The sequence below is a fragment of the Ruegeria sp. H8 genome (genome assembly GCF_056532905.1).
Genome location: NZ_JBQFNY010000001.1, coordinates 773,099 through 791,380, shown reverse-complemented (window position 1 = coordinate 791,380; position 18,282 = coordinate 773,099). Strand labels below are relative to the sequence as shown.

The 18,282-nt window shown below is 58.0% G+C and carries 15 protein-coding genes; 6 read left to right on the top strand and 9 right to left on the bottom strand.

The genetic code is table 11. The annotated features are described in order from the left end of the window. The first annotated feature begins 42 nt into the window (after positions 1 to 42). Positions 43 to 534 (top strand): pantetheine-phosphate adenylyltransferase, encoded by a 492-nt coding sequence (gene coaD / locus ACR0A2_RS03915; RefSeq protein ID WP_152457869.1) that lies wholly within the window; start codon positions 43 to 45, stop codon positions 532 to 534. Here coaD and gap (ACR0A2_RS03910) read toward each other — a convergent pair. The 3 genes from gap (ACR0A2_RS03910) to gap (ACR0A2_RS03900) form a co-directional block, all read right to left on the bottom strand. Continuing rightward, the gene (gap, locus tag ACR0A2_RS03910) at positions 526 to 1,530 is read right to left on the bottom strand and encodes a type I glyceraldehyde-3-phosphate dehydrogenase (protein ID WP_152457870.1); all 1,005 of its coding nucleotides are present in this window, start codon (positions 1,528 to 1,530) and stop codon (positions 526 to 528) included. The two genes, coaD and gap (ACR0A2_RS03910), sit on opposite strands and share 9 nt — an antisense overlap. Before the next feature lie 82 nt (positions 1,531 to 1,612). Then, positions 1,613 to 1,756, bottom strand: coding sequence for a hypothetical protein (locus ACR0A2_RS03905; RefSeq protein WP_480834108.1), 144 nt, complete (start codon positions 1,754 to 1,756; stop codon positions 1,613 to 1,615). Positions 1,757 to 1,828: 72 nt separating this feature from the next. Beyond that, positions 1,829 to 2,830, bottom strand: coding sequence for a type I glyceraldehyde-3-phosphate dehydrogenase (gap, locus tag ACR0A2_RS03900; RefSeq protein ID WP_152457871.1), 1,002 nt, complete (start codon positions 2,828 to 2,830; stop codon positions 1,829 to 1,831). Between the two features lie 181 nt (positions 2,831 to 3,011). Here gap (ACR0A2_RS03900) and ACR0A2_RS03895 point away from each other — a divergent pair, with 181 nt between their 5' ends. Beyond that, entirely contained in the window at positions 3,012 to 3,971 is a 960-nt protein-coding gene (locus ACR0A2_RS03895; protein WP_171231698.1) for a DUF808 domain-containing protein, read from the top strand. A 56-nt stretch (positions 3,972 to 4,027) separates the two neighbouring features. Here ACR0A2_RS03895 and tkt read toward each other — a convergent pair whose 3' ends face one another. Further along, positions 4,028 to 6,052 carry a transketolase gene (gene tkt, locus ACR0A2_RS03890; RefSeq protein WP_480834107.1) on the bottom strand — a complete coding sequence of 675 codons (2,025 nt, stop codon included), beginning with the start codon at positions 6,050 to 6,052 and terminating at the stop codon, positions 4,028 to 4,030. 236 nt (positions 6,053 to 6,288) lie between these two features. Here tkt and ACR0A2_RS03885 point away from each other — a divergent pair, with 236 nt between their 5' ends. Genes ACR0A2_RS03885 through ACR0A2_RS03875 form a run of 3 tightly spaced genes read left to right on the top strand, consistent with a single transcriptional unit; the run spans position 6,289 to position 7,882 of the window. Beyond that, positions 6,289 to 7,143, top strand: coding sequence for a hypothetical protein (locus ACR0A2_RS03885; RefSeq protein WP_480834106.1), 855 nt, complete (start codon positions 6,289 to 6,291; stop codon positions 7,141 to 7,143). Continuing rightward, positions 7,143 to 7,538, top strand: coding sequence for a cell division protein ZapA (locus ACR0A2_RS03880; RefSeq protein WP_171116096.1), 396 nt, complete (start codon positions 7,143 to 7,145; stop codon positions 7,536 to 7,538). The genes ACR0A2_RS03885 and ACR0A2_RS03880 overlap by 1 nt, the downstream gene beginning before the upstream one ends. Beyond that, a complete protein-coding gene (locus ACR0A2_RS03875; RefSeq protein WP_480834105.1) occupies positions 7,535 to 7,882 on the top strand; it encodes an MliC family protein in 348 nt (115 codons plus the stop codon). Before ACR0A2_RS03880 ends, ACR0A2_RS03875 begins: the two co-directional genes overlap by 4 nt. A 6-nt stretch (positions 7,883 to 7,888) precedes the next feature. Here the strand turns inward: ACR0A2_RS03875 and grxD are convergent, their stop codons facing one another. The 5 genes from grxD to ACR0A2_RS03850 all read right to left on the bottom strand — a co-directional run bounded on the left by grxD (position 7,889) and on the right by ACR0A2_RS03850 (position 14,641). Continuing rightward, on the bottom strand, positions 7,889 to 8,251 hold the full coding sequence (gene grxD / locus ACR0A2_RS03870; RefSeq protein ID WP_171116094.1) for a Grx4 family monothiol glutaredoxin: 363 nt from the start codon (positions 8,249 to 8,251) through the stop codon (positions 7,889 to 7,891). A gap of 252 nt (positions 8,252 to 8,503) precedes the next feature. Next, positions 8,504 to 8,740 (bottom strand): BolA/IbaG family iron-sulfur metabolism protein, encoded by a 237-nt coding sequence (locus ACR0A2_RS03865; protein WP_152457878.1) that lies wholly within the window; start codon positions 8,738 to 8,740, stop codon positions 8,504 to 8,506. A gap of 135 nt (positions 8,741 to 8,875) precedes the next feature. After that, complete coding sequence (gene purL, locus ACR0A2_RS03860; protein WP_480834103.1) at positions 8,876 to 11,035, bottom strand: phosphoribosylformylglycinamidine synthase subunit PurL; 2,160 nt, start codon at positions 11,033 to 11,035, stop codon at positions 8,876 to 8,878. Positions 11,036 to 11,215: 180 nt separating this feature from the next. Then, positions 11,216 to 13,462, bottom strand: a complete 2,247-nt coding sequence (locus tag ACR0A2_RS03855) for a mechanosensitive ion channel domain-containing protein (RefSeq protein ID WP_171362914.1) — start codon at positions 13,460 to 13,462, stop codon at positions 11,216 to 11,218. 270 nt (positions 13,463 to 13,732) lie between these two features. Beyond that, on the bottom strand, positions 13,733 to 14,641 hold the full coding sequence (locus ACR0A2_RS03850; RefSeq protein ID WP_171228688.1) for a LysR family transcriptional regulator: 909 nt from the start codon (positions 14,639 to 14,641) through the stop codon (positions 13,733 to 13,735). Between the two features lie 169 nt (positions 14,642 to 14,810). Here ACR0A2_RS03850 and ACR0A2_RS03845 point away from each other — a divergent pair, with 169 nt between their 5' ends. Further along, positions 14,811 to 18,230 carry an indolepyruvate ferredoxin oxidoreductase family protein gene (locus ACR0A2_RS03845; RefSeq protein ID WP_480834102.1) on the top strand — a complete coding sequence of 1,140 codons (3,420 nt, stop codon included), beginning with the start codon at positions 14,811 to 14,813 and terminating at the stop codon, positions 18,228 to 18,230. The last annotated feature ends 52 nt before the right edge of the window (positions 18,231 to 18,282 follow it).

The window sequence follows — 18,282 nt, the reverse complement described above, 5'->3', positions numbered from 1 at the left end:
TATGTTTGCTTGCGCAGAAATTTTGTTGCGCAGGAGGGCGCGATGCGGGTTGGATTGTATCCTGGAACCTTTGATCCCATCACCATGGGGCACATCGATATCATCCGTCGGGCGGCAGCTTTGGTGGACAAACTGGTTATCGGTGTGGCCATCAACCGGGACAAGGGCCCTCTATTCTCGCTGGAAGAGCGCGTGGCCATGATCGAAGCGGAATGCGCCCGGTTGTCCGAGCAGACCGGAACCGAAATCATCGCGCATCCCTTCGAAAACCTGCTGATTGATTGTGCGCGGGATGTAGGCGCGCAAATCATCGTGCGCGGCCTGCGGGCGGTTGCCGATTTCGAATACGAGTTTCAGATGGTCGGCATGAACCGGGCTCTGGACGATTCGATCGAGACCGTGTTCCTGATGGCCGAAGCGCGCCATCAGGCAATCGCGTCCAAGCTGGTGAAGGAAATCGCCCGGCTGAACGGGGACGTGTCGAAATTCGTCACGCCCCGTGTCAATGATGCGCTGAAAAAAAGGTTAGGCTAGGGCACCCATTGCAGCCGCCGTATCCAGCATCCGGTTCGAAAAGCCCCATTCATTGTCATACCACGCCAGCACACGAACCAGCGTGCCATCAGTGACTTTGGTTTCAGCCAGTGAAACGGTCGAGCTGTGCGGGTCGTGATTGAAGTCGATGGAAACCAGAGGACGGCTTTCCGCGGCAAGAACGCCGGGGATTTTGGCAGCCGCATCGACGAACAGTTGGTTGACCTCTTCTTCGGTCGTCGGGCGTGAAACCTCGGCCACAAGATCAACGACCGAGACATTCGGGGTTGGAACGCGGATGGCCTGACCGGTCAGTTTCCCTTTGAGTTGCGGCAGCACCAGCCCCACGGCAGCGGCCGCACCGGTTGTCGTAGGGATCATCGACAGCGCCGCCGCTCGGGACAGGTAGGGATCTTTTCCCACTGTATCATGCACCGGCTGGCTGGCAGTGTAAGCGTGAACAGTGGTCATATTGCCGTGCTTGATACCAAGGCCGGCATCCAGAGCGGCAGCAACAGGAGACAGGCAGTTGGTGGTGCAAGACGCGTTTGACACCACCAGATCATCGGCGGTCAGCTCGCCATCGTTGACGCCAAAGACGATGGTTTTCACACCGCCGTCACCTCTGGCCGGAGCAGAGATCAGAACTTTCCGGGATCCGTTTTTGAAGTGACGTTCCGCCGCTTCGCGCGTACGGAACACACCGGTACATTCCAGAACGACGTCAATATCCGACCAGGGCAGATCCTCGGGGTTGCGCTCGCTGCTCAGCCGAATTGGTCCACGACCCACGTCCAGACCTGCATCGCTTAGCGTAACCGGGTTGGGGTAGCGGCCGTGAACGCTGTCAAATTCAAACAGGTGCGCGTTCATTTCGGGTTTGCCAAGATCGTTGATCGCGACGATCTCAACGTCCGTACGTCCGCTTTCCATCACCGCGCGCAGAACCCCGCGCCCGATCCGTCCAAATCCGTTGATCGCCAGTTTCAAGGTCATGGTCTGCTCCGTCCAAATGTCTCAGCAAGATGAGTTAGCGCTAACAATGACAGATCAAGCGAAATGTCAAGGAAAACCTCTGTCAGCGCCAGAAAGCGAGCCAGTCCAGAAAGTCGTAAAGTTTCTTTCCGAGGAAAAGCAGATGTTCGGTGCCAAAAAGCGTCACATCCAGCATGATACCGCAGAGCAGAAGAAGGCCGAGCCAGATAGCGATTTGGTTGGTCATGGCTGTCCCGAACGTAAAATGCCCGCTCAGATAACCTGAGCGGGCATCAAGGTACAAGCGAAGTCCGAAGGGTCAGTTAAGGCGGCCCATCGCAACAGCTACGTCGGCCATACGGACCGAGAAGCCCCATTCATTGTCGTACCAGGCCAGAACGCGGACCATGCGGTCATCGACAACGCGGGTCTGATCCGGTGCAAAGATCGAGCTTTCCTCGGTGTGGTTGAAGTCGGTCGACACCAGCGGAGCTGGCTCATATCCCAGAACGCGCTGCATCGGGCCCTTGGCGGCCTCTTCGACGATCGCGTTGATTTCAGCGGTGCTTGTGTCGCGTGAGGCACGGAACGTCAGGTCCACCGCCGAAACATTTGGGGTGGGGACGCGAATGGCGGACCCGTCCAAACGGCCCTTCAGGTTTGGCAGAACTTCACCCAGCGCCTTGGCGGCGCCGGTCGAGGTCGGGATCATCGACATTGCAGCAGCGCGGGCGCGGTAGAGGTCGCTGTGGCGGCGGTCCAGTGTCGGCTGGTCGCCTGTGTAGGCGTGGATGGTCGTCATGATGCCGTGTTCGATGCCCACGCCCTCGTCCAGCACCTTGGCCAGTGGGGCGAGGCAGTTGGTCGTGCACGAACCGTTCGAAACCATGTTGTCATTGGCGGCCAGCGTGTTGTGATTGACACCGAAAACGATGGTCTTGTCCACGTTTTTGCCCGGAGCCGACAGCAGTACCTTGCCAGCACCACGTTCCAGATGCGTTTTGGCCTTCAGGCCATCGTTGAACTTGCCGGTGCATTCAAGAACGACGTCACAGCCTTCCCAGTCCAACTCGGTCATGTCGTAGGTCGAGAACATCTGCATCGGGCCGCGACCCAGATCCATGGTATTGCCGTCAATGGTGACGTCGCGCGGAAAACGCCCGTGAACACTGTCATATTTCAGCAGATGAGCCGAGGTTTCCAACGGGCCAGTTGCGTTGACTTTGATCACTTCGATGTCGTTGCGCCCGGACGCGGCGATGTGCGACAGGGTGCAGCGGCCAATACGGCCAAAACCATTGATACCGACCTTGATGGTCATATGACGTCTCCAGATGCGCTTGCTTTGAGGGCCATATAACGGCGAAAAGGGAATCTCAAAAGGGCAAAAACGGCATATTTTTAAGGTGTTAGCGCAAACCTGCGCCGGTTGCGCTAACGCTTGCGCTAGCCGTTGGATCAGGTAGGGTCCGGTTGGCGACAGCAGATTGAAGGGAAACGCGATGAGTGGTCTTTTGGCCCTGTTGGATGATGTGGCGGGCATTGCCAAAGTTGCGGCGGCATCAGTGGACGATGTGGTTGCGGCGGCAGGCAAAGCGGGGGCCAAAACCGCCGGTGTGATCATAGATGACGCAGCAGTGACGCCGAAATACGTGCAAGGTTTCGCCCCCGCGCGCGAGTTGCCGATCATCTGGCGCATTGCGCGCGGGTCGATCTTCAACAAGATCATACTCTTGCTGCCCGTCGCCTTGTTGCTGGCCAATTTTGCGCCGTGGCTGATCACGCCCTTGTTGATGCTTGGCGGGTCATATTTATGTTTTGAAGGGGCCGAGAAGATTTTTCATGTGCTGTTTCCTCATGGCAGCCATGTGATTGAGGACGACATGAAAAACCGCGATCCGGGCCACCTGGAGGAGCAAAAGGTCAAGGGCGCCATCAAGACTGATTTCATTCTGTCTGCCGAGATCATGACCATTGCATTGGCGGCGATCGAAGCCCCGAACCTGTGGATGCAGGCCGCGACGCTGGCCGTTGTCGGGATCGGCGTGACGGTGGCCGTCTATGGGTCCGTCGCGTTGATCGTGAAAATGGATGATGTGGGGCTTTATCTGGCGCAGAACGCGCCGACACCTATCGGTCGCGGTTTGGGCCGAGGGTTGGTCAAGGCAATGCCCGGAGTGATGAAAACACTGTCCATTGTCGGAACTGCAGCGATGCTGTGGGTGGGGGGCTCGATCGTCATCCACGGGATGGAAGTTCTGGGCTTTGGCTGGCTGGGCCATCATATCCACGATTGGGCATATGCCATTGGGCATTCCGTGTCTGATCAATGGGTTGGTGCGGTTGAGTGGGTATCCAAGGCCACGATGGATGGCGTATTTGGTTTGGCCTGGGGATTGGTTTTGATCCCGGTGGCGACCAAGATAATCATGCCCCTGTTCAGCAAATCCGAAACGCATTGAAACCAAAATGAAAAGGGCGGCCAAGGCCGCCCTTTGCTCGATCAGAAGGGACTGTTTTACAGTCCCAACAGTTCCTTGACCTTGGCCACGGTTGCTTCGGCCGTGATGCCGAAATGCTTGTACAGCTCACCGGCAGGGGCCGAGGCGCCAAAGCTGGACATGCCGATGAAGCCTGCCTTGGCTTCGCGGCCACGCTCGCCCAGCAGCCAGCGATCCCAGCCACCAGCGCGCACGGCGGCCTCGATGCCGACGCGGACCGGACCGGCGGGCAGTACCCGCTTGCGATAGGCTACGTCCTGCTGCGCGAACAGCTCCATGCAGGGCATCGAGACGACGCGGGTGCCGATGCCTTCGGCTTCGAGCATCGCTTTGGCTTCCATGGCCAGCGAAACCTCTGAACCAGTTGCAATCAGGATCGCCTGACGCTTGCCCTCGGCCTCGGCCAGAACATAGGCGCCTTGTGCGGTCAGGTTCTTGGTCTTGTGATCCTTGCGCACGGTCGGCACGCCCTGGCGCGTCAGCGACAGGACCGAGGGGCTGTCCTTGAAGGTCAGCGCAAGTTCCCAGGCTTCTGCCGTCTCAACCGTATCGGCGGGGCGGAACACATAGGTGTTTGGCGTCGCGCGCGAGATGGCCAGATGTTCCACCGGCTGGTGGGTCGGGCCGTCCTCGCCCAGACCGATCGAGTCATGGGTCATTACGAAAACCGACGGGATCTTCATCAGTGCCGCCAGCCGCATGGATGGGCGGGCATAATCGGTGAAGGCCATGAAGGTACCGCCATAGGGGCGGATACCGCCGTGCAGCGCCATGCCGTTCATCGCAGCGGCCATGCCGTGTTCGCGAATGCCGTAGTGGATATAGCGGCCCTTGCGGTTTTCCGGCAGGAACACGCCCATATCAGCCGATTTTGTGTTGTTCGATCCGGTCAGGTCGGCCGAGCCCCCAACGGTCTCGGTCATGATCGGGTTCACGACGTTCAGAACTTTTTCGGACGAGGCGCGGGTGGCCAGTTTCGGCTGTTCTTCAGACATCTGTTTTTTGAACGCACGAATGGCGCCAGCCAACCGCTTGGGGGCCTCAAATGCATAGGCGCGTTTGAATTCGGCCTGCTTCCTCTCGGAAAGCTGGGCAAAACGTTCTTCCCAAGCAGCACGTTCGTCTGTGCCACGTGCACCAATGGCTTCCCAAGCGGATTTGACGTTGGCTGGAACTTCGAATGTGTCGTGCGGCCAGCCATAGGCCTCTTTCGCGGCTTTCAGTTGATCCTGATCCGTCAATGCGCCATGACCTTTCGAGGTGTCCTGCGCAGCATGACCCAGAGCGATATGGGTTTCACAGGCGATCATGGTTGGTTTCTTGGATTTTTTCGCCTGAACAATGGCCGCATCGATGGCTTTGGGGTCATGACCGTCGATCTCAATCACGTGCCAGCCAGAGGCCGCAAACCGGCGGACCTGATCGGTGCGATCGGCGATATCGACAGTGCCGTCGATGGTGATGTTGTTGTTGTCCCAGAAGACGATCAGTTTGCTCAGCTCATGACGGCCGGCCAATGTGATCGCTTCCTGACTGACACCTTCCATCAGACAGCCGTCGCCCGCGATCACGTAAGTATAGTGATCCACGACCTTCTTGCCGTAATGCGCGCGCTGGATTTCCTCGGCCATGGCAAAACCCACGGCGTTCGAGATACCCTGACCAAGCGGGCCGGTCGTGGTTTCAACACCGTCGATCAGAAAGTTTTCAGGGTGGCCCGCGGTCTTGGCGCCCAACTGGCGGAAATTCTTGATCTCTTCCAGCGTCACGTCGGCATGACCGGTGAGATAGAGAAGTGAATAGACCAGCATCGAACCGTGACCAGCCGACAGGATGAACCGATCGCGGTCCGGCCAGTTCGGGGCCGAGGCGTCGAATTTCAGGTGCTTTTCGAACAGAACGGTCGCAACATCGGCCATGCCCATGGGCATGCCGGAATGGCCGGAATTTGCGGCGGCGACGGCGTCAAGGGTCAGGGTGCGGATGGCCGCAGCTTTGTCCCAGTGTTCGGGGTTGGCTTTGCGCAGCGCAGTCAGGTCCACGGGCGTTGTTCCTTTGGATAAAAAGCAGATTGCGCGCTCAATACCATTCAGCACCCAAAGTGCAAGCGGAACCGGGCTTTGGCAACGCCCGATAGGTGAAGAGCGCGGCCCAAGTGATTGAAACCAAACAGTGGGTATTTTCTGTCGCATTCCGTTAGACTGTCGGCAAGCGGGATTCGGTTTTGATTCGGATCACTTCGCGACAGAATGAACCTTGATAAAGAGGTGACAGGGGCATGAGCCAGTTAGAGGAACTACAGCAACGCATTATTGCTGCGATGGACCGTATCAGTGCGGGCGTCGAAGGGTTGGGCGGTGCGTCCCGGAATGCTGAAGTAAATGAGAGGCTTCAGGCCGAACTTGAAGACGAAAGAGTTGCCAATGCGCAGCTTCAGGAACGACTGAAGACCCTGAAAGAGCAGCACGAAAAACAAGTGGACGCGTTGCGTGCTGATCTGGAAGAGTTGCGCACGGAACCAGCGGATGCCCCAGACGCGGATGCGCTGCGCGCAGAGCTGGAGGAAGCCCGGGCGAAAATCGCGTCTGTCGAAGCGGCCCGCGCCGAGCTGGCCGAGGCCAAGGCGGCCTTGGACAACAGTGCCGAACTGGACGCGTTGAAGGCCGAGAACGAAAGGCTGCGCACCGAACTTGACGGCATCGAAGATCCTTCGGCGGTGAAAGCCGAACTTGAGCAATTGCGTGAATTGCTTGCTCAGGCAAAAGAAGTCGAGGCGGAAAACAGCCGCCTCAAGGCAGAGCTTGAAGATACGGTACGGGTCAATGATCTGAGCGCCGAGCTTGAGATGCTGCGGGCCGAACGGGCCAGCCATGGTGCTGCGATGTCCCGGCTGGATGACGATCTGCAACGTATGCGCAAGGCGAACGAGCAGTTGCGGAATTCGGTCGAAGAGTTGCGTTCCGCCGCCGCAGAAGGGCTGACGGACGCTGAATTGCTGAACCGCGCCACCGTTGCCGAGCTAGAGGCGACGCGCGCGGCGCAGGCTTCGGACGCCGCCGAAGCGCAGGCCGTGTTGGCACGGTTGGAACCTCTGCTGTCGCAGGCAAAACTTGTAGAAGGTGAGGTAGAGTAATGCCCGAGGTAACCATTCATATTGGCGGGCGGGGTTTTGACGTGTCCTGCCGGGACGGGGAAGAACCCTTTCTGCACGCGGCCGCCAAAATGCTGGATGACGAAGCGCAGGTTCTGTCCGATCAGATTGGGCGGATGCCGGAAGCGCGAATGTTGCTGATGGCCGGTCTGCTGCTGGCTGACAAGACGGCGGCGACGGAAGACAAGGTCAAGTCGCTGGAGGCCAGGCTGGCCGAGGCCGAGGCCGAGCTTCAATCGCTGAGAAACGCGCCCGCGCCGGAACCTGAACGTATTGAAGTCGCGGTGGTGCCGCCATCCGTCACGGATACGCTGGCCGAGCTGGCAGCACGTGCGGAAGCGCTGGCTTCGGTCGTCGAGGAGAAGAAGGCACAATGACCTATCTGCGCAATTTCTTCTGCGGTGCTTTGCTTGTTTTTCCGGCAACAGCGGCACTCGCCGAAATCGACATTCTGTCTGTCACCTTTACCTGCGAGGACGGCGTGCCGTTGCCGGTGACCTATTTCAACGCGCCCGACGGTTCAGGCGCGGCGGCGACGATGGTGGACAATACTCTGGTCGCGATGCGCCAGGTCGAAAGCGGATCGGGCATCCGCTATGAATCTCTCGGAGCCGAAGGAACCTATATCCTGCGCTCAAAAGGCTGGAACGCGTCGATCAGCTATTTGGCGGCGGGCGCCGCCAATGAGCAGGCGATTTATCGGGACTGTTCCAGCCGATAGGCAGGATCACGCGTTTGCTTCGCGGATTTTGTCGGCTGCTTCCTTGTTGTAGCCGACACCGTTTTCATCAAAAAGCGTGTCCAGCTCACCCGAAAGGGTCATCTCGGTGATGATGTCGCAACCGCCTACGAATTCGCCTTTGACATACAGCTGCGGCACGGTCGGCCAGTCGGAATAATCCTTGATGCCCTGACGCACGTCTTCGTCGGCCAGAACGTTCACGTCGGTGTATTCGACGCCCATATAGTTCAGTACGCCGGCCACGCGGGACGAGAAACCACATTGTGGCATCTCCTTGGTGCCTTTCATGTACAGCACCACGTCATTGGCTTTGACGGTTTCGTCGATCTGGGTTTTCACATCGGTCATTTTGCGTTTCCTTTGCTCTTCGGCATCATAGCTTTGGCGTAGTCTTGAGGGTCTTAGGGGACACGATATTGCGCGGAATGCCCTCCGCCAGACCCGCCTAAATCATAGTTTGCGTGGATTGTGCGGTAACCTATCCCAGGAAGCGATCCACGCTTTGGTTTCGGTTCGTTTTTGGATCGGCTCCAAGCCAATAGCGCGACAAGCACGACAAAGACAGTGACCGCAATTGAGATTACAATCGCATGTTCCATTTTACTCCGGCACTTTGGTGGTCAGCGCCAGCGCGTGCAACTCTCCATCCGGGCCATCCATCTTGCCTTTCAGAGCCGCATAAACGGCGCGTTGCTGTTGGACCCGGTTTTTTCCGCGAAAGCTTTCGTCCACCACCATGGCAGACATATGAACACCGTCATTTCCGCCGACCTGAATCTCGGCGTCGGGAAAGGCTTCGCGCAGCAGGTGTTCGATTTCGTGGGCGCTCATCGGCATGTAGGTAACTCCAGAAGGTCTTTCCCAAGATGTAGAGCGCATGAACCGGGCGTGCAAGAGCATTGGCACATGCGAAAACAACCAATCCCGCACCGGCTCACAGCGCGGGTTTCGATTGGCATTCGTGTGGCGTTGTCAGGCGACGGCTTCGGCAAAACTGTTGCGGTAAATCGCGGCAAGTTCATCAAGCGAGGCTTCCGAGCTGCCGATCTTCACCGTATCGCCGGTGAAACGACCAACCGCATTCAGTGGAACGCCGGCCTGACCGGCCGCAATCATCAATGCCTCGGCCTGATCGAAATTGCACGCTACAAGATAGCGGGCCTGATCTTCACCGAACAGGAATTCAGTCGGGGCGTCGTCAAGACATACGCCAACGCCTGCGGCTTCTGCCAGTTCGAAGGCAGCCAGAGCGATGCCGCCATCGCTGAGGTCGGTGCAGGCCTTGATCATCTCGCGGTTGGCGCGGATGAAATCACCGTTGCGCTTTTCGGCATCCAGATCGACATGCGGGGCGTCGCCGTCTTCGCGGTTGAACACCTCGGCCAGAAGGGCGGATTGACCCAGATGCCCCTTGGTTTCACCGATCACCAGCACGACGTGGCCTTCGCGCACCTCGTTGCCGATGACCTCGTCCGAGTGCTGCAACAAGCCGACTGCGCCAATGGTGGGGGTCGGCAGAATGGCCTGTCCGTCGGTCTCATTGTACAGAGAGACGTTGCCCGACACGATCGGCATATCCAACGCGCCGACTGCGGCGCCGATGCCCTGTATGGCACCGACAAACTGGCCCATGATCTCGGGCTTTTCGGGGTTGCCGAAGTTCAGGTTGTCCGTGGTGGCCAGCGGCTTGGCTCCGACGGCGGTCAGGTTGCGATAGGCTTCGGCCACGGCTTGTTTGCCGCCCTCGAAAGGGTTTGCGCGCACATAGCGCGGGGTCACGTCGGATGTGAAGGCAAGCACCTTGTCGGTCCCGTGGACGCGGACCAGGCCCGCACCCAGACCCGGCGTGCGGACGGAATCCGCCATCACCATGGTGTCGTATTGTTCATAGACCCACTGCTTGCCGGCGTAATTGGGCGATGCGAGCAGGGCGCGCAGCCCATCAATCGGGTCGATCTGGGGCACTTCGGCCAGTTCCTCGGCCTGTGGCGTAGGCTCCCATGGGCGGTCGTATTCCGGCGCGGTGGAAGACAGTTTGGACAGAACCAGATCGGCTTTGACTTCACCGTTATGCATGATCAGAAAGCGGTCTTCGGCAATGGTTTCGCCAACGATTGCGAAATCAAGATCCCATTTTTCGAACACGGCGCGGGCCTCGGCCTCAAGCTCGGGCTTGAGGACCATCAGCATACGCTCCTGAGACTCGGACAGCATCATTTCATAGGCTGTCATGTTTTCTTCGCGCTGAGGAACGTTTTCCAGATCAAGACGCACGCCAAGGCCACCCTTGTCACCCATTTCAACGGCCGAGCAGGTCAGGCCCGCCGCGCCCATGTCCTGGATCGAGATCACCGCACCGGTCTGCATCAGTTCCAGCGTCGCCTCCATCAGGCGTTTTTCGGTGAAGGGGTCGCCGACCTGAACGGTGGGGCGCTTTTCTTCGATCGTGTCGTCGAATTCGGCGGATGCCATGGTGGCGCCGCCCACGCCATCTCGCCCGGTTTTTGCGCCCAGATAGACGACTGGCATACCCACGCCCGACGCGGCCGAGTAGAAGATCTTGTCGCTGTCGGCCAGACCGGCTGCAAATGCATTCACAAGGCAGTTGCCATTGTATGCGGGGTGAAAGCGCACTTCGCCACCGACGCAAGGCACGCCGAAGCAGTTGCCATAGCCACCGATGCCCTCGACCACGCCGTTGACCAGTTGACGGGTCTTGTGATGGCCGGGTTCGCCAAAGGACAATGCGTTCATCGAAGCAATGGGACGCGCGCCCATGGTAAAGACGTCGCGCAGGATGCCCCCCACGCCGGTCGCCGCACCCTGATAGGGTTCGATGTAAGACGGGTGGTTGTGGCTTTCCATCTTGAAGACCACGGCCTGACCGTCGCCAATGTCCACCACGCCTGCGTTTTCACCGGGTCCGCAGATCACCTGGGGCCCAGAGGTGGGCAGGGCGCGCAGCCATCTCTTCGAAGATTTGTAGGAACAGTGCTCGTTCCACATGGCCGAGAAAATGCCGAGCTCCGTGAAAGTAGGTTCACGCCCGATGATCTCGAGGATCATGTCATATTCCTCGGGCTTGAGCCCGTGTGCGGCAATCAGATCGGGTGTGATGGCGGGCTCTTGCATCTTCTGTCCTGTGTCCAAGTGGGCCGAGATTGCGCGCCTTGTAGGGCAAGCGCGCGCGTGTGGAAAGGGTCAAGACGGCGCAGGTTGCGTCTTTCAAAGAAAAACGGAACCGGCATCAATGCCGGTTCCGGATGAATGCGCCCCAAAATGGGTGCATGCAGCTGGCGTGGACCGCGAAGCTTACGCCGATCCCTGATCCTTGTTGAGCTGCGCTGCGGCTGCGGCGCCAACAGCCGTCTTCTGTTCCGGGGTCAGGTTTTCATTGTCGTCCAGACCCGGAATTGCAACGCGCACCTCGCGGCGGGCAAAGTCGATGCCGTTTTCCTTGAAGGCCGCCTTGACCCGGTTGAAGATCTCCTTGCGCAATGTGAACTGCTTGCCGGGCTTGGCCATGAACTTGCCACGGATGATCATGCCGACATCGTCAAAATCGAACACACCTTGCGATTTGAACGGTTGCAGGAAGCCATCCTTGTGGGTCTCGTCCTCCATCATCTCAGCACCGATCTTCTTGAAGATCTTCTTGACCTTGTTGGGATCGGTGTCGAACGGCACGGTGAATTTCAGCTTCATGATCACCCAGTCGCGGCTGAAATTTGTCAGCTTCTGAATCTCACCGTAGGGAATCGTGTGTACGGGGCCGCGATGGTGACGCAACTGCATCGAGCGAACCGAGATCTTCTCGACAGTTCCCATCGTGCCGCCGACATCGACATATTCTCCGACGCGGAAAGCATCGTCGATCAGGAAGAAAACCCCGCCCACGATGTCAGCAACCAGCTTTTGCGCACCAAAACCGATCGCTAGACCCAGGACACCGGCACCGGCCAAAAGCGGCGTGATATTGATGCCCAATGCGCCCAGCGCCAGCAGGCCAAAAATCACGGCAATCGTAATCTGGGCGGTGATCCGCATCAGAGGCAGAACCGTCGCCAGACGAGAGCCGCCGGCACCGCCGCCTTCACCGCCTGCCTCTTCGTCCAGGGCCTCGGCCGCAGTCTGTTCCCTGGCCAGTCGGCGGTTGATCCAGAGCGAGACGACCTCGTTCAGGATATAGCCAACGGCGATGATCAGCAGGAATTCGATCACAGCCCCGCCGACTTCGGCACCGACACCGGCCGAAGCGACATTGCGCAGGTCAAGATGCCATGCGCGTGCAATCATGAAAACAACGACCAAGCCGGCGATAACGCGACCAATCCGGATATAGCTGCGTTTCGCGGAACGGTAGGCGCGTTCGGCAAGAGGACCTTCGCCCGACATTGGCGGTTGCAAATGCCGCACGAGACCGCGGATCAGCGTATCCAGCGCAGGTGCAATCAACAACCAGAACATCGTCGTGAAATGCGCACCGCTGGTCAGCAATCTCAATGTTGCCGGATCACGCTGTGCGACCAGGAACTCGACCAGCAGCCAGATTGCCACCGAAACGCCGATGGCAAAATAGGGGTAATAATGCGCAACTTCTTCATCGAATTTCGTGTGATCCGGGTCTGTCCCAAGCATCATCTGCGACAGTCCTTCGCGCGCGGTCCACGCGATTACGGCGATATAGACGTGAATTGCAGCGTTCAGCCAGAAGCCAATGCGGGTATCGTCACCCGTGACGCCATTGAGCGCGTTGAACCGTACGACGAACAGCGTGAACCCGATCAGGATCAACAGGCCGATCAGGTTGCGGTGCAGGTACTTTGCCCAGTGGTCGTCGATATTGACCAACCGAAATTGCGGCTTTTCCGGTGCCAGAACAAACCGGGACGCTGCTGCACCCAATCGCGGCACCCAGATAAGATAGAATACAAACGGTGCAGCATAGGTGATCTGTTCCGTGGTTAGAAGACCGCGGCCAACTGCGCGGATCACGACATAGAAAATGATCAGCCCGGCGATTTCGCGGCAGAACCGACGAAACAGGTATCTGACGGCGCCCCAAAGGTCGGCCTCGTCCGCCGCTTCGGTCGCTTCATGCCAGCGACGTGTCAGGAAGATGAACAGCTTTTCCGCAATGAAACCGACAACAAGTACAGAAAGGACAAGCCCCATAAGTGTAAAGACACCGGTCGTTCCGAATGTATCGCTAAAATTGCTGAACGCGGTAATCTGCGCGGTGATAATGTTGGGAGCAGTTGTCAGAACATGTGTCCAGGATGCGACCATGGCTGCCCAAATCTCGCTTATCTCGGTCAACGGGTCTTCTACGTCCGCCTTTTCGGCGGCTTGTTTTTCCGCCACGGCATCAAGGCGTTCCAATAGAATTGCGCGAACCTGATCATCGGACATGCGTGCAACAAGATCGTCGACCTGTTCGGGTGTCAGGTCTTCCGGAATGGCCACTGTAGAAGTTGAGCCGGCGTCCTGTGCATACAGTGGCACTGCCATGAACAATGCGGAGACGAGCGCCAAAACCAGGCGGAGTGGGTGGAACATGTATTTTCCCTCAAACACGAAATTGTATCGTTTTTTTAGGGATCATATGCCTATGCGTGTATTTTTCCCAGAGCTTTCGCTGACTTAATGCAGGGTCCAGCCAAAAAAAAGGCCGAGCTATGAGCTCGGCCGTAGTCCAACAGGGAGGTATGAAGATGATGAGCGTTTCAGCATCACCGCCTTCGAGTGCTCATCTAGGGGTCAGTTTGTGAACGTTCAAGGCAATTAACCCTGTGAACACTTCATGTCCGTTATGCTATTTACGCATAGCTACAGTTTTCCCATCTGTTTCAGTTGTTTACGCTGTTCGATGATTTCGTCCTGCACGAAATCGCGAAACGCGCCAACGCGTTTTGAATGCCGTAATTCTTCCGGGTAGGCCAGATATACCGGAACATCTGCGGTTTCGATGTCTGAAAGGATGGGCACGAGGTGCGGAAAATCCTGAGTGACATAATCGGGCAGAACACCGATGCCCAGATTGTGCAAAACGCCCTGAAGCACACCAAAATAGTTGTTCACAGTCAGCAAGGAGCCGGGATTATAGGTCATCAGGTGGCGCACCATGGCGGCACTGGCCCCAACCTGCGGCGCCGCAGGGGTCTGACAAATCAGACGGTGGTCCTTGATCTCTTCCAGAGACTGCAACATGCCGCCGTGGTTTTCGATATAATCCTGGGTTGCATACAACATCATCTGAACGGTCATCAGGCGCTTGCGCACCAGGTCAGCCTGGCTGGGCTCTTTCATGCGGATGGCGACGTCCGCTTCGCGCATCGGAAGATCCAGAACGCGTTCTTCAAGCATCAGGTCGATGTTCAGATCAGGGTATTGCTCGTACAGTTTGGGCAAGCGCGGTGCCAGCCAGAGTGTTCCAAAGCCGAAGGTCGTCGTGACACGCAAAACACCAAAGACTTCTTCCTCGCTGTCCCGAATACGCGCTGCTGCGGCATCCAGCCGTTTCGACATGGCGGATGTGGCGTCGAACAACAACTCGCCCTGTTCGGTGAGAATCAGCCCCCGCGCGTGACGGTGGAACAGGGTGGCATCCAGAGACTCTTCCAATGCGCGGATCTGTCGGCTTACGGCGGATTGAGACAGGTTCAGCTTGTCTCCGGCGTGCGTAAGGCTGCCCGCATCGGCCACCGCGTGAAATATTCTAAGCTTGTCCCAATCCATCACCGCAACTTTCGTTATCTTTCAGAAGCCCTATATGAAATAGGTAACAAGTTCTACATTCAAAGGACGAAATCGTTACATATCAGTGGATAAATTCTATACAGGTCAGAAATTATGACCTAAAATGAACCCAAGTAAAGCACACTGATCTGACGAGGGGAGACGTCTGATGAGCCAGCCACAGATAACGCTGAACGACCGGTTCGATCTTGAGAAAAACCCGGTTCTTCTGAATGGAACGCAGGCGCTTGTGCGCTTGATGCTGATGCAAAAGGCCAGAGACCGGCAAGCGGGTCTTAACACGGCGGGATTGGTCACCGGGTACCGCGGGTCGCCTTTGGGGGCAGTGGATCAGCAAATGATGCGGGCCCAAAAGCCACTGGCCGAAAGCGATATCACGTTTCAGTTCGGTTTGAACGAAGACCTGGCAGCCACCGCGCTCTGGGGCAGCCAGCAGGCGGGTCTGCGCGGCGACGGCAAATTCGATGGGGTCTTCGGGCTTTGGTATGGCAAGGGGCCGGGCGTTGACCGGTCCGGTGACGTCATGCGCCACGCAAACATGGCAGGGACAGCCAAACATGGCGGTGTGCTCATGGCGATGGGCGATGACCATACCGGCGAAAGCTCGACGGTGTTGCATCAGTCGGAATGGTCGCTGGTCGACATGTACATGCCGATCGTCAGCCCGGCTGGCGTTCAGGAAATCCTTGATTATGGAATTTATGGATTTGCACTCAGCCGTTTCGCGGGGGTCTGGGTGGGTCTGAAGACGATGAAAGACACGATCGAAGTCACTTCGGTCGTGGATGGAAGTCCGGACCGGATGCAAATGGTCATCCCAGAATTCGACATGCCGGAAGGTGGGTTGAACATCCGATTGGGCGACACACCGCATCTGCAGGAAACGCGTGTCATCGATTACAAAAGGTTCGCGGCCGAAACGTTTTCACACGCCAACAAACTGGACAGGCGGATGTGGGGCAAACCCGGCGCCAAGATCGGTTTTGTCGCGGCGGGCAAAAACTGGCTGGACCTGACACATGCGCTTTCGCTTCTGAATATCGACGAAGCCGAGGCCGAGCGTCTGGGGATTACCACGTACAAGGTGGGGCAGACTTTCCCGCTGGATATGGCCGGATTCCACGACTGGGCAGAGGGGCTGGACCTGATCGTGATCGTCGAGGAAAAGCGCAAGCTGATCGAGGTTCAGGTCAAAGAGGCCATCTTTGACGACCGGCGCGGACGGCGGGTCTATGGCTGGTACAAAGGCGGTGCCGGGACATTGCACCGCGAAGAACTGTTCCCGACGCGCGGTGCGCTTGACCCGATCATGATTGCTGAAAAGCTGGGCGAGATCCTGATTGAAGAGGGGCGCGAGACCGATGGTATCCGGGCCGGGCTGGCGTCTTTGTCAGAAGCGCGCCGGGCCGACAACGCACAGGAAATAGCAACGCGGCTTCCGTATTTCTGTTCCGGCTGCCCGCATAACAGCTCGACCAGGGTACCGGAAGGCAGCCGCGCCTATGCCGGCATCGGCTGTCACTACATGGTTCAATGGATGGATCGCGAGACGACCGGTTTCACTCAGATGGGTGGGGAAGGCGCCAACTGGATCGGTGAGGCTCCGTTTTCGACGACCAAGCACGTGTTCCAGAACCTTGGCGATGGCACGTACAACCACTCGGGCGTTCAGGCGATCCGGGCTGCGTTGTCCGCAGGAACGAACATCACCTTCAAGATATTGTTCAACGACGCGGTTGCCATGACCGGCGGGCAGGACAATGAAGGCGACCTGACCGCCGAACGGATCGTTGCCGAGGTCAAGGCAATGGGTGTCCGAGAGGTGGCCCTGGTTTACGATGAAAAAGAGGACGTCAACTTCAAGGCTCTGCCCGCCAGCGTTCAGACATACGAGCGTGCCGATCTCATGCAGGTGCAGGAGAAGTTTCGCGAGATCGAGGGCGTATCGGTCATCGTCTATGTACAAACCTGCGCTGCCGAAAAGCGCCGCCGCCGCAAACGCGGGACATTCCCCGATCCCGACAAGCGTGTGTTCATCAATACCGATGTCTGTGAAGGTTGCGGTGATTGCGGTGTACAGTCAAACTGCGTGTCGATCGTTCCCAAACAGACCGAACTGGGCCGCAAGCGGGCCATTGATCAATCGAGCTGCAACAAGGATTACTCGTGCTTGAACGGTTTCTGCCCGTCTTTCGTGACGCTTGAGGGCGCGAAAATTCGCAAAGAGGCGACGACCGAAATTGATCTGCCAGATTTGCCAACACCAGATCTGCCGAAGATCACCGGCACGCACAACGTCGTGATTACCGGCGTCGGCGGTACGGGTGTCGTCACCATTGGCGCCATCCTTGCGCAGGCGGCGCAGATTGACGGAAAAGGCGCGGGCATGATGGAAATGGCGGGGCTGGCGCAGAAAGGCGGCGCAGTCCACATCCACTGTAGATTGGCCAACCGCCCCGAGGATATCAGCGCGATTCGCGTCGCCACTGGCGAGGCCCACGCGCTGATCGGCGGCGATCTGGTGGTCTCGGCCGGCGCAAAGACGTTGGGCCTGACGCGCACCGGACGTACGGGGGCCGTCGTGAACAGCCATGAAACGGTGACGGGCGACTTCACGCGTGATACCGAGTTTCGCATTCCGGCGGATCAGCTGGAACTGGCCCTGCAAGCGCGGCTGAAAGAAGATGTCTCGCTGTTTGATGCGACTGAACTGGCGCGCGCGGTGATGGGGGATTCAATCTATTCCAACATGATGATCTTCGGCGCGACCTGGCAGCGCGGGCTGTTGCCGGTCAGCCATCAGGCGATCTTTGAGGCAATCGAATTGAACGGCACGGCGGTCGAACGCAACAAACGTGCGTTTGATATTGGACGTTGGGCGGTTCTGCACCCGGAAGACGTGCAATCCATCCTTGCGCCGACCGTGGCTGAGATGCCTAAGACACTGGATCAGATCATCGCGTTTCGCGCGCAGCACCTGACGGAATATCAAAGCGCCCGGCTGGCCAGGCGGTACCGCAAGCTGGTGGACAGTGTCGAGGTCGCGGATGTGCGCGAAGCGGTGGCAAAAGGGTATCACAAGCTGTTGTCGTACAAGGACGAATACGAGGTTGCGCGCCTTCTGCTGACCAGTCGGGAAAAAGCGGCGGCCGAGTTTGATGGTGATTTCAAGATGACCTTTCACCTTGCCCCGCCGATATTCGGCGGATCAGGCAGCAATGGCAGGCCGAAAAAGCGTGCCTTCAGCGAATCCATCCTGACTGCATTGAAGCTGTTGACCAAACTCAAGGCATTGCGCGGCACACCACTGGACATTTTTGGGTATTCATCCGAACGCAAGATGGAGCGCGCCCTGATCCGACAGTATGAAAAGGACATGCGCGAGGTTCTGCCCCTGTTGTCGCAGGACACCCGTGATGCGATTGCCGCCCTGGCCCGTTTGCCGCTGGATATCCGCGGATTTGGGCCGGTACTGCGGGAAAATGAGGCCAAGGCTGCGAAACGGCGAGAGGAGCTACTTGCCGTCATCCGCAGCGGTGGGCCTGAATTGCAAGCTGCGGCAGAGTAATTCGTCACAAGGGTGTCACGATAGCTGGTCAAACCTGTTGCTTGTACTTATT

Excerpts from the sequence above, each read along its gene's own strand:
- coaD (WP_152457869.1), top strand. The coding sequence starts at position 43 with ATGCGGGTTGGATTGTATCCTGGAACCTTTGATCCCATCACCATGGGG.
- gap (WP_152457870.1), bottom strand. The coding sequence starts at position 1,530 with ATGACCTTGAAACTGGCGATCAACGGATTTGGACGGATCGGGCGCGGG.
- ACR0A2_RS03905 (WP_480834108.1), bottom strand. The coding sequence starts at position 1,756 with ATGACCAACCAAATCGCTATCTGGCTCGGCCTTCTTCTGCTCTGCGGT.
- gap (WP_152457871.1), bottom strand. The coding sequence starts at position 2,830 with ATGACCATCAAGGTCGGTATCAATGGTTTTGGCCGTATTGGCCGCTGC.
- ACR0A2_RS03895 (WP_171231698.1), top strand. The coding sequence starts at position 3,012 with ATGAGTGGTCTTTTGGCCCTGTTGGATGATGTGGCGGGCATTGCCAAA.
- ACR0A2_RS03885 (WP_480834106.1), top strand. The coding sequence starts at position 6,289 with ATGAGCCAGTTAGAGGAACTACAGCAACGCATTATTGCTGCGATGGAC.
- ACR0A2_RS03880 (WP_171116096.1), top strand. The coding sequence starts at position 7,143 with ATGCCCGAGGTAACCATTCATATTGGCGGGCGGGGTTTTGACGTGTCC.
- ACR0A2_RS03875 (WP_480834105.1), top strand. The coding sequence starts at position 7,535 with ATGACCTATCTGCGCAATTTCTTCTGCGGTGCTTTGCTTGTTTTTCCG.
- grxD (WP_171116094.1), bottom strand. The coding sequence starts at position 8,251 with ATGACCGATGTGAAAACCCAGATCGACGAAACCGTCAAAGCCAATGAC.
- ACR0A2_RS03865 (WP_152457878.1), bottom strand. The coding sequence starts at position 8,740 with ATGCCGATGAGCGCCCACGAAATCGAACACCTGCTGCGCGAAGCCTTT.
- purL (WP_480834103.1), bottom strand. The coding sequence starts at position 11,035 with ATGCAAGAGCCCGCCATCACACCCGATCTGATTGCCGCACACGGGCTC.
- ACR0A2_RS03855 (WP_171362914.1), bottom strand. The coding sequence starts at position 13,462 with ATGTTCCACCCACTCCGCCTGGTTTTGGCGCTCGTCTCCGCATTGTTC.
- ACR0A2_RS03850 (WP_171228688.1), bottom strand. The coding sequence starts at position 14,641 with ATGGATTGGGACAAGCTTAGAATATTTCACGCGGTGGCCGATGCGGGC.
- ACR0A2_RS03845 (WP_480834102.1), top strand. The coding sequence starts at position 14,811 with ATGAGCCAGCCACAGATAACGCTGAACGACCGGTTCGATCTTGAGAAA.